The 14,929-nt window shown below is 40.7% G+C and carries 12 protein-coding genes; 5 read left to right on the plus strand and 7 right to left on the minus strand.

The genetic code is table 11. The features are described from left to right. The first annotated feature begins 47 nt into the window (after positions 1-47). The 3 genes from ACMAZF_RS14045 (at position 48) to ACMAZF_RS14055 (ending at position 3,028) form a co-directional block, all read left to right on the plus strand. Positions 48-806 (plus strand): hypothetical protein, encoded by a 759-nt coding sequence (locus ACMAZF_RS14045; protein ID WP_435274410.1) that lies wholly within the window; start codon positions 48-50, stop codon positions 804-806. Between the two features lie 62 nt (positions 807-868). Continuing rightward, the gene (ettA, locus tag ACMAZF_RS14050) at positions 869-2,533 is read left to right on the plus strand and encodes an energy-dependent translational throttle protein EttA (protein WP_435274411.1); all 1,665 of its coding nucleotides are present in this window, start codon (positions 869-871) and stop codon (positions 2,531-2,533) included. Positions 2,534-2,674: 141 nt separating this feature from the next. Continuing rightward, entirely contained in the window at positions 2,675-3,028 is a 354-nt protein-coding gene (locus ACMAZF_RS14055; protein ID WP_435274412.1) for a PilZ domain-containing protein, read from the plus strand. A 41-nt stretch (positions 3,029-3,069) separates the two neighbouring features. Here the strand turns inward: ACMAZF_RS14055 and radA are convergent, their stop codons facing one another. Beyond that, a complete protein-coding gene (gene radA, locus ACMAZF_RS14060; protein ID WP_435274413.1) occupies positions 3,070-4,518 on the minus strand; it encodes a DNA repair protein RadA in 1,449 nt (482 codons plus the stop codon). A 260-nt stretch (positions 4,519-4,778) separates the two neighbouring features. Here radA and ACMAZF_RS14065 point away from each other — a divergent pair, with 260 nt between their 5' ends. Continuing rightward, positions 4,779-7,229, plus strand: a complete 2,451-nt coding sequence (locus ACMAZF_RS14065; protein ID WP_435274414.1) for a PilZ domain-containing protein — start codon at positions 4,779-4,781, stop codon at positions 7,227-7,229. On the opposite strand, the gene serB is transcribed toward ACMAZF_RS14065, so the two are convergent. Continuing rightward, positions 7,226-8,272 carry a phosphoserine phosphatase SerB gene (gene serB, locus ACMAZF_RS14070; RefSeq protein ID WP_435274415.1) on the minus strand — a complete coding sequence of 349 codons (1,047 nt, stop codon included), beginning with the start codon at positions 8,270-8,272 and terminating at the stop codon, positions 7,226-7,228. The two genes, ACMAZF_RS14065 and serB, sit on opposite strands and share 4 nt — an antisense overlap. A 186-nt stretch (positions 8,273-8,458) precedes the next feature. Here serB and ACMAZF_RS14075 point away from each other — a divergent pair, with 186 nt between their 5' ends. After that, positions 8,459-9,061: a hypothetical protein gene (locus tag ACMAZF_RS14075; protein ID WP_435274416.1), complete on the plus strand. Its 603-nt coding sequence runs from the start codon at positions 8,459-8,461 to the stop codon at positions 9,059-9,061. 81 nt (positions 9,062-9,142) lie between these two features. On the opposite strand, the gene deoD is transcribed toward ACMAZF_RS14075, so the two are convergent. The 5 genes from deoD to prfC form a co-directional block, all read right to left on the minus strand. Further along, positions 9,143-9,853 carry a purine-nucleoside phosphorylase gene (gene deoD / locus ACMAZF_RS14080; RefSeq protein WP_435274417.1) on the minus strand — a complete coding sequence of 237 codons (711 nt, stop codon included), beginning with the start codon at positions 9,851-9,853 and terminating at the stop codon, positions 9,143-9,145. 23 nt (positions 9,854-9,876) lie between these two features. Continuing rightward, on the minus strand, positions 9,877-11,091 hold the full coding sequence (locus tag ACMAZF_RS14085) for a phosphopentomutase (protein ID WP_435274418.1): 1,215 nt from the start codon (positions 11,089-11,091) through the stop codon (positions 9,877-9,879). Between the two features lie 18 nt (positions 11,092-11,109). Beyond that, positions 11,110-11,883, minus strand: coding sequence for a deoxyribose-phosphate aldolase (gene deoC, locus ACMAZF_RS14090; protein ID WP_435274419.1), 774 nt, complete (start codon positions 11,881-11,883; stop codon positions 11,110-11,112). Positions 11,884-12,048: 165 nt separating this feature from the next. Further along, positions 12,049-12,813: a TatD family hydrolase gene (locus ACMAZF_RS14095; protein ID WP_435274420.1), complete on the minus strand. Its 765-nt coding sequence runs from the start codon at positions 12,811-12,813 to the stop codon at positions 12,049-12,051. A 369-nt stretch (positions 12,814-13,182) separates the two neighbouring features. Next, positions 13,183-14,763, minus strand: a complete 1,581-nt coding sequence (prfC, locus tag ACMAZF_RS14100; RefSeq protein WP_435274421.1) for a peptide chain release factor 3 — start codon at positions 14,761-14,763, stop codon at positions 13,183-13,185. Between the last annotated feature and the right edge of the window lie 166 nt (positions 14,764-14,929).

Genomic DNA, 14,929 nt, shown 5'->3' on the forward strand with positions numbered 1-14,929 from the left:
AAGGTGCATCAATATCGTCAGACATATTTACCGATATATTGCCCATTATGTTTGCCACTAGTAACCGCCATCATTTTTTTGATCGCTTTACGCATAGTGACGCAGCTGTAAGTAAAACTTCTAATCATTTTGTTGATAAAAAACTGTCGATGATAGGCGCTGCTTGCGATGTGTTGTTTAAGAAAGTAACCAGTATTAGTGGGTTTACTCGTCAAATTAGACTTGAACTATTATTGTTAATCAAAGGTTTATCTAAATACTGGTATATAGCTATTATTGGTCTTAATATTGCTCAAGTATTTGTGCCGTTAGCAACACTCAGCCAAGCCATTATTCCGCTAAGCTGGCTAATGTGCGTGCTTATCTTGTCACCCATTGGTGCACGCTCGCACCTCAACAATACTGATTCTCTGTTAAGCTATTGCAATTTTTCCATCAACAAGCAGGCATTGAGCGTTATTTCAGCCGCCATTTTACTGTTATTGCTTACAACATCTGGTGGACTTATTCGATTATTGATGACGGGAGAGCTATTAATGGTCGCTCAAATGTTCATTGCGACCTTCTTTATCAGCTCTCTCGCTTTTTTCTGCGCGAGTTTAACGAACACTAATCGAACGTTCGAAGTTATCTACCCTGCTTTATGGTATTTAGGGCCGTTACATGCCGCGCTTTATCTCGATTATTTTGGTGTAAATAGCCAACTTAGCTGGCAAGCAAACATGCCGCTCTACTTTCTGGGCATCGCCATCTTGCTCTTTACGATTGGATTACTCAAATCTCATCGTAATTACATCTTAAGATAGTACCTTGTTGCGCTAAATTTGTTTACACTAGAGCCATTGAAAATCATTACTTAGGACACTCAATGGCTCAATTCATTTACTCAATGAATCGCGTTGGTAAAGTAGTACCACCAAAGCGACATATTCTTAAAGACATCTCACTCAGCTTTTTCCCCGGCGCTAAAATCGGCGTACTAGGTCTTAATGGTTCAGGTAAATCAACACTTCTCAAAATAATGGCTGGTTTAGATACCGACATTGAAGGTGAAGCGCGCCCGTTAGCTGACATTCGCATTGGTTATTTACCACAAGAGCCTGTACTTGATGAGCAACAAACGGTTCGTGAAGCGGTTGAAGAAGCGTTTAAAGAGGTTAAAAATGCATTGACTCGTCTTGATCAAGTATATGCTGAATACGCTGAAGAAGGTGCTGATTTCGACGCGTTAGCGAAAGAGCAAGGTGAACTTGAAGCCCTCATTCAAGCAACCGACGGCCACAACCTTGAGCACGCTCTTGAGCGCGCTGCCGATGCTCTGCGTTTACCAGAATGGGATCAAAAGATTCAAGTATTATCTGGTGGTGAACGTCGCCGTGTTGCGCTATGTCGCCTGTTACTCGAAAAACCTGACATGCTGTTACTTGATGAACCGACCAATCACTTGGATGCAGAATCAGTGGCATGGCTTGAACGTTTCTTACATGACTATTCAGGCACTGTTGTGGCCATTACCCATGATAGATACTTCTTGGATAATGTTGCAGGTTGGATTTTAGAGCTTGATCGTGGGCAAGGTATCCCATGGGAAGGCAACTACTCTAGCTGGCTTGAGCAAAAAGATGCACGATTAGCGCAAGAGAAATCTGGCGAAAAAGCGCGTCAAAAATCAATTGCTAAAGAATTGGAATGGGTACGTTCAAACCCTAAAGCGCGTCAGGCAAAAAGTAAATCACGTATGGCTCGCTTTGAAGAGCTTAATACCAATGATTACCAAGCGCGTAATGAGACTAATGAATTATTCATTCCACCAGGTCCTCGTCTAGGTGACAAAGTATTAGACATTACCAACCTAAATAAATCATTTGATGGCCGTGTATTAATCGATGATCTAAGTCTTAGCATCCCTAAAGGTGCCATCGTTGGTATTGTCGGTGCAAATGGTGCAGGTAAATCGACGTTATTTAAAATGATTACTGGGAGCGAGCAACCAAACAGTGGGGATATTACGCTTGGTGAATCTGTCGTTGTAGCAAGTGTTGATCAGTTCCGCGATGACATGAATGAAAACAACACTGTTTTCCAAGAAATTGCAGAAGAGCAAGACATTCTAACCGTTGGTAATGTGCAAATTCCATCACGTGCTTACGTTGGTCGTTTTAACTTCAAAGGTAGCGATCAACAAAAACGTATAAACGAATTATCCGGTGGTGAACGAAATCGTGTGCATTTAGCAAAGCTATTAAAAGCTGGCGGCAACATGATATTACTCGATGAGCCAACCAATGATTTAGATGTTGAGACATTGCGTGCACTAGAAGATGCCTTACTTGAGTTCCCTGGTTGTGCCATGGTTATTTCCCATGACCGTTGGTTCCTTGATCGTATTGCCACTCATATTTTAGATTATCGCGACGAAGGAAAAATCAACTTCTTTGAAGGCGCATATTCTGACTATGAAAAATGGTTAAAAGAAGAGCTAGGTGAAGCGGCTGTTAATCCCCACCGCATAAAGTACAAGCGAATCTCTTAAAGTTACTCTTAAAAAAGCGGCCAAATGACTATTCATGTGGCCGCTTTTCTATTTAAATTTTAAGACGATAGATTTGCTTTCGTTCGGCTGACCAGCTAACTTAATAATTAATTCTATTTCATCTTAGGTGGTGAGGTCATTATGCAAGATAAACGCATTTTTCAACGTGTCTTATTTAGTCATGACGCAAAATTAGTATGTAATGGTGAAAGTCACACCGTTCAAATCTTAGATTTGTCTTTACATGGATTCTTGTGCACTAAACCAGATGCGCTCAACGTGCGCCTAAAAGATGAAACGACGCTCATTCTAACCCTTGAACAGTGCCGAAAAATAGTCATGGAGTCCACCGTGGTACACGTTGAAAACTCACATCTTGGTATGAGTAGTCATCATATCGATATTGATAGTGTCAGTGAATTAAAGCGACTTATCCAACTCAACCTTGCTAATGACGATTTACTCAATCGAGAGCTTGCAATGTTGGCGCGCTAAACTAATGCAGTAATATTGTTTATTGGCCTTTTAAGTTAATACTAAGACGCTTGACGGCGCCCTACTTCCATTGCTTGACCTAAATCACTCACTTTTTCTACTGGAATAAAAGCTATTCCTTGATGGTTAGTGAGCTCTTTACTGTAATTCTTCTTTGGTAAGATAATAGTTTTAAAACCATTCAAAACCGCTTCTTCGACACGTTCAACGCCATTTCTTACCGGTCTCACTTCACCATTTAGTCCAACTTCGCCAAATGCAATCGTATCGTTTGGAAAGACAATTTCTTGATGGGACGACATCAAGGACATCACTAATGGTAAGTCACAACCAACATCTCTAGTTAAGTTAACACCGCCAACAACATTGGCATAAATATCTTTAAAGCCAATCATCACGCCCATTCGCGTTCGCATTATCGCCAGCAACATATTTAGTCGTTTATAATCGATACCAATAACACCACGTTCAGGTTTTTCTGACGTGCTGTCACTCACTAGTCCTTGCATATTAACCAACAATGTTCTGTTATCTTCGCTATACGCATAGGCCATGTTGCCTGTGGCTTCAACGCCGCTGTGCTCGAGATAAATGGCACTCGGGTTCGTCACGTCTTTCAAACCATCAGACATCATGGCAAAGGTGCCAATGACATTAATACCGCCATAGCGATTCTTATTAGGTTTCATGGTTCGATATTTAGCGTCAATTTCCGTTTCTAATTTAAACGCACCATCGATGATGTGACTTAATGTTTGCGGACCAGCAAAGGAACCATCTTTAGTTTCATGGCCAACTAAAAACACTGAAATACCATCGGCCTTCGCTTTACGAGTAAGAAATGCAGCACTCTCTTTGACTTGGGTAACACTACCTGGGCTATTGTCTAATGACGGTAAAAAGGCGGTTTGAATTGAATCAACAATCAAAAACTTGACGCTCAAACGATCACATTCGGCCGCTATTTCATCCACATCACCAGAGGTCATAATATTCACGTTATTGATATTAAGTCCTAAACGAACCCCGCGTGCTTTGACTTGTTCAGCACTTTCTTCACCAGTAACATACAACGTCGGCATTGATTGTGAGACAAAACAAGCGGTTTGAATCAAAATGGTACTCTTACCCGCGCCAGGTGAACCAGAGAGTAAATTTACCGATCCGTAAGCGGTGCCGCCCCCCATCAGTCGGTCAAGTACTTTAGAGCCAGAACTAAATCGTGCTACTTCAGAGTCTTTTACATCAGAGAGCTTTTTAGATTGAGCACTCGCAGCACCAGCGTAACCTGAACGCGCAGTCGTCTTAGTGCTATGTGTTGCTTGCGTTGGGCTTTTTGCGGCTTTAAATTCAACAATTGTATTCCATTGACCGCATTCACTACATTGCCCTTGCCAGCGTGGATACCCGTCAAATCCACAATCTGAACACATATATGACTTTTTCTCTTTAGCCATGACTACTTTCCACTCATTTATTGTCTGTTTCACTAATACGCTCTATCATACTGTAAAGCATAATTTATTGATAAGAATTACCTGTACTTTCTGAGCCATCAATACCTAATTTATTGCAGTAGCATTCCATACTCGTATTCGGAAATAATAATTAGTGCCACAGAAACGTAGAACAGGCATAGATATTGCTCTGCAATACTATTTCTGCCGTTTCCACAGCTAATCGCCAAATTAGTGACATTAGAGGCTCGGAAACAGTGTTAACACCATGAAACTTGGATTTTAGTACCACTATGTCTTTAGACGATGACAAAGCATTTATTAAAAAGCTGATCCCGTATTATCAGGACTCGAACTTTAATGAAAGATTCGAGCATGTAACCCGTGATCTTTCTAAATCACGACGCTTTTTAGTCAAAATGGAAATTAACCGCCTTTTCAATGACTGTAATCGCGTTATCGATTTACGTGGCCGTGTGGATGCTCCGTGCTTTGAGCACCCTCATGACGACCTCATTCATTACCTAGATGATGTGGCGTTAAATCTATTTGAAGAATCAATATCTGTATTTGGCAAGTTTACCGTCGGCGTTTTTGAAGAAGTGACTAACGCTAAAAATAGTTATCGAGAAAAACAACAAAGAGAAGATAACGAACGCCGCAACGAATTAAAAAGTAAAAGGCAAAGTGCGACAAAAGAAACAACGACTGAAACTATCGCTGCACCTGAAGAAATTGTTATTCCTCCCAACTTTGCGCAGAAAGTTAGTTTAACTAATTTAAATCCGCGAATCGAAGAGCGTATTAATATACTTACTCGCGTCAAAGTCCGTTTAGCTAATGGTCGAACAATTCACGGTTTAACAACAAATATGTCGACGTTGGGTGCGAAAATAAAGCTGACAAACACCTATAAAATCGCGCTCGGCGATTTACTCTATGTTGATTTTGTTGAAATTGAGCAAACTGGAGAAGACATTGTATCCCTTGACCTAACTTACAAGGTCATAGACGTAATTTCCAATGGTGATCAGCACTGGTTTAATCTCCATCGTGTTCACCAACAGGCCGATGTCGACGCTGTTTTAATAGCATTTATCAAAAAAGAACGACCGTCGAGCACTACCGATGTAGAACATATTATTGAAGGAGTGCGTTCTTTAGGATACCAATATATTTATCTCAACAAGATGTCGGGTTTACCAATATTCTTCGAGCAGCAAGATGACTCTTATGTGCCAATGTTTGCCTTAAGTAATTTTGAGAACAAAAACTTGCTTAGCTATTGGCAGACGCACAACAATATGTTGCGAATTGCGTCACTGGTTTCTCACCAACGTATCAAGCAGGCATTGCAAACAGGACAGCCTGATCAGCCCATTTTAATATTCTGTTTTACTCATATTGCTAAGGGTCGAAAATTTTTCTATAGCGCCACGGAGCAAGAACTAAAAGAAAGCGGCCTTACCGATCTCTTTATGCAATTTGGCGCAAGCAAAGAGAGTTGGAAGGTTTATCAACTTTACGTTAATGATGTCAAAGATTACGAATGGCATATGCCTGATATATTGCCGCAGCATTTAATTAGCAAAGAAAAGTCGACCTTAGAGCAGCACAAACATCTCCTAAAGCTCCATGATATTGAAGTCTCGGCGTATTTATTTGAGATTTCGACTGGCGATAATTTTAAACATTACCGCATGCGTAAACCGCAAGAAACGCGTATTAATTTGCTACAGAAGTTTGGTCATAAAGATGCGAAAGATGCTGGAATTAAGCTTATTGAAACCAGTAATATGACGATGAGCAATCGACGTGAAGATAGGTTTAATTATCAAACCAAGCTCACGATATTACATAAGCGTAAACAATATACCGGCACGAGTGTCGATTTCTCAGTGCACGGAATTCAAGTTAACTTGCGTGACACGTTTGAAATACAAAAAGGCGATATCATAAACTTGGTTATCCCGATTTTTAATAAGGCAGCCAAACAGCCTGAAGACACGGTTTTATATTATGAAGTGATGCGAGTGGCCAATGAAGGAAAAATCCTAAATCTGAAAATTTCAGTGACACCAGAAACTGAGTTTGGGCCTAAAGCCGTCTACCGGATAATCAAAAGTAACCAACATAAACTCACTGCGCAAATCGCGCCACCAGCTAATTTTACAAAATCACTTATCCTGCAATATTGTCATTACTTAAGCTCGTTGATAATCATCATTTCAAAAGTGAAAAATAGCTACAAGATTTCACAAATAGTAACGCCTCCGCAGCATAGCTCATTATTCAATCTTTTTTCTGTGCTATCACCACTTGATAGTCACTGTGATATGGCACCTATTTCACAAAATAATCTATTTAAAGAAATTTTTACCAACACCTTAAAACAATTAGGGGTAAATGCGCCGGCGGCTTGTAAGGAAGTGTACATTCAATTGATTAGTGAAGGAAAAAATTATCGTACGCTAACCCATCACTTTGATAGTTTTAAAAGCCCTCAAGAGCACTGTGAATTTATGAGTTCAGCGAGCAAGGAAGGTCAACTGTTTGCGCTGCGCATTAGCATGAATCGCAGCCCTAAGATGAACTATAAGACCTTTTCTCGTGAGATTATTTACGCCGCCAAACAAGCAAGTTATAAAACTCGCCAACTGCAAGCAGAGCTCGATGCAGTGATTGCCACTGCAGAGATTGTTGATATTTTACCTGAAATAAAACAACGCTTTAATTGTCATTAACTCGACAGTAGCGCTATCACACTGCGTAAATCGCCACAATTTATTGCCACGTCAGCCTGCTGTTGAACAACAGGTTTGGCGTGATAAGCGATTCCTAACGCCGCTTTTTTCATCATCACTAAGTCATTTGCCCCATCGCCGATGGCAATGGTTTGTGATAATTCAATATCATATTCTTTGGCAAGCGCCTCCACCGTATCAGCTTTAACTTGCGCATCAACGATAGTACCGGCCACTTCACCTGTTAATTTTCCATCTTCGATGACTAAGGTATTTGATACCGCCGCATCAAGTCCTAATTGCATTTTTAAATTATCAGCAAAATACGTAAAACCACCTGAGGCAATTGCGACACGCCAGCCATGTTGTTTAAAAGATTTTGCAAGATCGGCCATACCCGGCATCAACGGTAAATTATTGGCAATTGAATCGAGTAAAGAGACCTCAATGCCTTTTAATTTGCTAACTCGTGAGCGCAAGCTTTCAGAGAAATCTAACTTACCTTGCATTGCAAGCTCAGTAATTTCAGCAACTTGCTCACCAACATCAGCGAGTTTTGCAATTTCGTCGATACATTCAATGGTAATACTGGTTGAATCCATATCTAAAACCACTAAACCAGGCTTTAATAAGGTCGGTGGTTTTTCATCGATTTCAATAAGGTCAACGTTATTTTCATTACAGTGCTGGGCAATGCATTTATACTCAGTCAATGACAATCGCTCACTTAAGCAAACAGATATTTTTTCGACACCAAGGTGAATAGATAATGGACTTACCGTCCAATCTTGATTTGGGATCAGCTTACAAAAAGCCTCAATAGTAGTTTGATTAAAGGTTGCGCTTAATAAAACAAGTTGCTGAGAAATTGCTGGAATGACGTCATCGTTAGACGAAAGGGTTAATCCTTCAATAGTCTCATTACTCCATACAGCGCGAACCTTCCCTTGTGATATTTCAATTCTAGAATCTGCTGAAAAGCCCTCGTTAATCAACTGAAAAATATTCTGACTGGGCGTAAGATTAAATTGTTTTTGTGACACGAAACCGTTCCTGATTAGCTAATTGACAACATTGTCGGTTAAACTAACAAAAATAATGTCTATTGAACATGCCCAATAAGTCTGTTTTATTTATTAGGTATTCCATTACTTCATAGACAACGCAGTCAAATATGCTTTAATTTAATATCAAGGACACAACACAAGGACAGTGTGATTGGACATTCTATGAAAAAGAACTCATTAAATAAGCAAATAATCATCAGACGCTTGTCGCAAATATCTTTGGCATTAGTGCTTATTGCAGCCCTTGCATCGCTATTATGGCATTCGCAGGAGCAGTCAAAAGAAATGCGCGCACAGCAAGAAGAATCAATGGCTGCGATTCTAAAACAGCAATTGGCACTTGCTGCGACCATGGGGTTGAAACTTAATGATCAGCAACAGCTTCAATGGTTGGCACAAACATTAAGTGAATCACCGCTGATTAATGGTGTTTGGATCCACCGCAGTGATGGCACCTTGATGGCAGAATCAACCGTACAAACTCAGCAACCGACATTGATGCTTGCCGCTGAAATACGTCAAGATAAGTTATTAGGCTATTTACGATTACGTTTGAATCAAGATGTCTTTGTACAACCCATTGTTGAAATTCAAAAACAGCAACAAGAATGGCAGCGTTGGTCACTACTTTTAGCGGGGCTGATAGGTATTTTGTTAGCACGAGCATTATCGCAAAAACGGGCGAAGTATCAGCTGAGAGATTTACTCAATAAGTATCGCCGTAAAGAGCGAAGTGAGCAACAAGAAGCCAATGAATCGACGTAATACAAAAGATATAGTCATTACCGTTATTTAGGCATAAAAAAGCCAGTGACATGTCACTGGCTTTGTTGTTTACAACAATAATTAGTCTTTTAATAAAGACTCAAGCGTTAATTCAATCATGCCGTTAAACGTCGTTTGACGCTCTTCAGCGGTTGTTTCTTCACCAGTACGAATATGGTCAGATACCGTAACAACACACAGTGCTTTCGCGCCAAATTCAGCAGCAACACCGTATAAGCCAGCAGCTTCCATTTCAACACCCAATACGTTCATTTTCTCAACCGTATCAAACATGCTTGGTTGTGGCGTATAGAACAAATCAGCAGTGTAAACGTTACCAACTAATGCATCGATGTTGTTCTCTTTAGCCGCTGTTACCGCATTGTGTAGTAGACCAAAGTCAGCAATAGCAGCAAAGTCATGATCTTGGAAACGTGCACGGTTTACTTTTGAGTCAGTACAAGCCCCTTGTGCAATGATGATGTCACGCACTTTAACGTCTGTAGAAACAGCGCCACAGCTACCAACACGTACTAAACGCTTCACGCCATATTCAGTAATTAACTCTTTCGCGTAGATAGAAATTGAAGGGATACCCATACCAGTACCCATAACAGAAATGCGCTTGCCTTTGTAAAAACCTGTGTAACCAAACATGTTGCGTACATCAGTTACTTGCTCAACATCTGTTAGAAATGTTTCAGCAATAAATTTAGCGCGAAGCGGATCGCCCGGCAATAAAATATCTTCTGCAAATGCACCTTCTGGAGCGTTAATATGCGGAGTCGCCATAATAAGTTAACCTTAATAATTAATTATAAAAATGATTTACCATATGCCAGTGGCGGTAAACCTAAATAGGATGCAATGCTTTGACCAATATCGGCAAACGTATCACGTTTACCCACACTTCCACCCTGCATTGATGGGCTATAAAAAATAACAGGAATATGTTCACGTGTGTGATCACTACCCGGCCAGCTTGGGTCACAACCGTGATCAGCTGTTAGTACTAATAAATCATCATCGGCCATTTGCGCGATAAACTCCGGTAAACGGCTATCGAAATACTCCAACGCACTCGCATAGCCAGGAATATCACGGCGATGACCGTATGCTGAATCGAAATCAACAAAGTTGGTAAATACAATGGCATTCTCAGACGCCGCTTGATGTGCTTTTAGCGTTTCATCAAATAAATCCGCAAGGCCTGTTGCCTTCACTTTTTTCGTGATGCCTTGTTGCGCATAAATATCAGCAATTTTACCGATGCTTACCACTTCATTGCCGGCTTCTTTAGCAAAATCTAGCAATGTTTTAGACGGCGGTAATACAGATAAATCACGACGATTGCCAGTGCGCTCGAATGACGTGCTGTCTTTGCCAACAAATGGACGAGCAATAACTCGGCCGATGTTATATTCATCTAACACATCACGGGCCGCTTCACACACTGCTAATAAGCGCGCTAAACCAAAGGTTTCTTCATGGGCAGCAATCTGAAATACACTGTCACTAGAGGTGTAAAAAATAGGTTTGCCAGTCGCCATGTGCTCTTCGCCAAGCTCTTCTAAAATAGTTGTACCTGAACCGTGACAATTTCCTAAAACGCCGGGTAAATCACAACGTTTAATGAGTTCATCAATAATTACTTGTGGGAATGAGTTTTCTTTTTCAGTGAAATACCCCCACTCATATAACACTGGGGCACCTGCAATTTCCCAGTGACCACTTGGCGTATCTTTACCGGTACTAATTTCTGCGGCAAAGCCGTATTGACCGATTGGTGAATTTTCTTGGTCATTACCTTGTGGGAAATAACCAGAGCTATCGAAACACGCATGAGACAAACCGAGTTTTGTCAGTGTTGGAATATTTAGTGTGCCTTGACGATTCACATCGGCAGTGCCGGCAGCACAAGCTTTTGCAATGCTACCTAAGGTATTTGCGCCAACATCGCCAAACGTATCGGCGTCATCGCTGGCACCAATACCTAACGAATCTAACATCATAATAGTGACGCGTTTCATAACTTATTCTTCCGTCAATTAGTAGCCAGTGCTTTGAACACTTGGCTGTTGATTATTTAATGTCGCAATTAAGTTGCCTAACAAGCTGCTGGCACCAAATCTAAAGTGTGCTGGGGTAATCCACTCACTTGATAATATTGATTGTGTAAGCGCCAGATAATCTGCAACATCTTGCGCGTTTTTCACGCCGCCGGCGGCTTTAAAGCCACAGGTTTCGCCAGTGTCTTTAATCGCGTTAAGCATTTGCTCTGCCGCTTCTAATGTCGCATTAACAGGCACTTTACCCGTCGATGTTTTAATAAAGTCAGCACCGGCATTAATTGCAATTAAACTGGCTTTTTTAATGAGCTCAGGCGATTTAATTTCACCGGTCTCTAGAATAACTTTAAGTGCTACCTTATCGCCACATGCATCCTTACAACCGCGAACAAGTTGTGCGCCAACCTCTTCGTTGCCAGCTAGAAATGCGCGATAAGGAAAAACAACATCGACTTCATCAGCACCCGCTTCAACAGCGGCCTTTGTTTCAGCTACCGCACTATCAACATTATCATTTCCATGGGGAAAATTAGTGACCGTTGCAACTAATATGTCTTCTGCATTTAACGCCTTAAGTTGTGCTTTTGCCGATTGAATAAATGCAGGATAAATACACACTGCCGCCGTTTTACCAGCGTCGCTTATTGCTTGACGACATAACGCTTGAACTTTTTCAGGCGTATCATCTTCGCTTAACGTGGTCAGATCCATCAACTGGATGCCGTAACATGCTGCGCGTTCTAAATCAGTCATTTTAGTTTTGTTTACTCTCGATAGTCCATATATGACCCTATATTCGCGGTCACTTCAATAACTCTCAATTTAGCGAGTTTTAGCGATAGTTACCATCATCAAGATCACATTTGTTAGAAAAAGCAGGCAGGAAGTTTTTGTGGCATGAAGCAAGTCAATAAATTACTATATTTCAAATAATTGTTTGGCATTAGTGGTGGTAATTTCAGCAATAAAATCTACTGATGTATTGTGTAATTCACTAAGATGTTGAGCAATAATTGGAATGCGTTTCGGGTGATTAACCTGACCTTGAAATCCACTAACCGGCATATCGGGACTGTCAGTTTCTAACAATAAAGATGCTAGCGGTAATTGTGCAACCGTGCTTCGTGTTTTCTGTGCTCGCTCATAGGTAATAACGCCGCCAATCCCAATGTAAAATCCAAGTTTAATAAACTCGTTGGCCTGTACAAGACTACCACTAAAACCGTGAATAACACCGCCCTTGGGTAACTGATATAAACGCAGGTATTTAAGCAAGATATCAAGCGCTTTATGACCATGACAAATCACGGGCAGATCAAGCGACTTTGCCAAGGCTAATTGCTGTTTTAATACATCAACTTGCAGATGCTGCGGCCAGTCAATAGCACCATCCAATCCAATTTCACCAATGGCCACAATGTTCTCTCGTTGATGCGTCGCTAAATTAGCCAACATCGGTAGCTGATTGTCATCAGTCAAAAAATGAGGATGCATACCCAATCCGCAATGGATATTGGCGAATTTGGAAGATAAGTCGAGTGCCTTTTGCCAATTACTGCCATCAACGCTGGGTACGATAAATTGGTTCACACCAACATCAGTACTTTGGGCAAGCACAGTATCAATCTCTCCCATACGAGAGAAATCAAGATGACTATGTGTATCGATGAATTGATGTTTCAAAGCGTTATCCAGAATATCGTAAAACAATAAAATAGTAGATTAGCGCCACACTTTTCAACGTGGCAACTCCCCCCTTTATTTATCGTTTAAATCACCGATTGTCCAATAACAAAATCATGGATGATTTTTTAGTATTTTCCGCAGGGATGCGGATGAAATACGGTATTGAAAAGACAATCTGTTATTTAAAATAAGCGATAAATTCTGGGGGCGCCTTTCTTTTGGTTACTTTTCTTTGGCGACGCAAAGAAAAGTAACTGATGTGCAAATAGAATACTCAAAGGAGTATAGAAAACCATTTGCACATCATAATTTCAACTACATCCAAGTTAATCAGTCAGTATATATGACTGTGATTCCACCATTTAATTAATTCTCGCGTGTTTCTCTAAACGTAATCTCAGGGTAACGTTCATAAGCAAGGTTTAAGTTAACCATAGTCGGTGCGATATAAGTAAGGTTATTACCGCCGTCTAACGCTAGATTGTCATGTGCTTTCTTTCTAAATTTCTCTAGTTTAATCGGATCATCACAGTTAACCCAACGCGCTGTAGCAACATTAATAGGCTCGTAAATGGCCTCGACTTTGTATTCAGATTTAAGACGAGCAACAACCACATCAAACTGAAGAATACCAACCGCGCCTAAAATCAATTCGTTTGAACGCAGTGGTCTAAATACCTGTACAGCACCTTCTTCTGATAATTGGATCAAGCCTTTTTGAAGTTGCTTCATTTTCAGTGGATCTTTTAGCAAGATACGGCGGAATAATTCCGGAGCGAAGTTTGGAATACCACTGTATTTAAGCATTTCACCTTGCGTGAACGTGTCACCAATTTGAATGGTACCGTGATTGTGCAAACCGATAATATCACCAGAAGTCGCGCCATCAGCATGAGAGCGATCACCCGCCATGAAGGTCAAAGCATCAGAGACATTAACATCCTTACCAATACGCACGTGCTTCATCTTCATGCCTTTTTCATACTTGCCAGAGCAAATACGCATAAAGGCTATTCTATCGCGATGTTTAGGATCCATGTTTGCCTGAATCTTAAATACAAAGCCTGTAAATTTCTCTTCAGTCGCTTCTACTTCGCGTTGTTCAGTAATTCGGTTAACTGGTGCAGGAGCCCAGTTCACAAACCCATCTAGCATATGGTCAACACCAAAGTTACCCATTGCCGTACCGAAGAATACTGGTGTTAATTCGCCTGCTAAAAACATTTCTAAATCAAATGGATTAGAAGCACCTTGCACTAACTCCATGGTTTCACGCAGCTCTTCTGCATAATAACCAATGGCTTCATCAAGTTCAGGATTATCAAGCCCTTTAATAGAACGAACTTCTTGAATTGTATGGCCTTGTCCCGTTTGATATAAAACAGTTTCGTCGGTCAACAGGTTATAAATACCTTTGAATTCTTTACCCATACCGATTGGCCAAGTAATTGGTGCACAAGCGATGTTTAATACATCTTCCACTTCATCCATTAGCTCTAACGGATCGCGTGTATCACGGTCAAGCTTATTCATGAAGGTTACGATTGGAGTTGTTCTTAAGCGCGTAACTTCCATTAATTTTATGGTACGTGCTTCTACACCTTTTGCTGCATCAATCACCATTAAACATGAATCAACAGCGGTCAGTGTACGATAAGTATCTTCCGAGAAATCTTCATGTCCTGGTGTATCTAGTAAATTTACCAGACAATCTTTATAAGGAAATTGCATCACCGAGGTAGTAATCGAAATACCACGCTCTTTTTCCATGTCCATCCAATCGGATTTTGCGTGTTGACCAGATTTCTTACCTTTGACGGTACCCGCTTTTTGCAAAGCTTGTCCGAATAATAATACTTTTTCGGTAATCGTTGTTTTACCCGCATCCGGGTGAGAAATAATCGCGAATGTACGGCGTTTATTTACAGAAGTCTCAAAAGGCGTCATAGAAATCTCTAAGCAGTCAATCAATGAAAAATTAATGGGCGCGATTATAACGGATTTTAGAAAGCAATGTGTGATGTTTTGCTAACTCTGTTGCATTGATATACCCAAACTACTTGAAGATGCACCTTTCAGAGCTTGGCTATATAATCAAAACATGTGTTTAAAT

The organism is Psychrobium sp. nBUS_13, from assembly GCF_051201665.1.
Classification (GTDB): Bacteria; Pseudomonadota; Gammaproteobacteria; order Enterobacterales; family Psychrobiaceae; genus Psychrobium.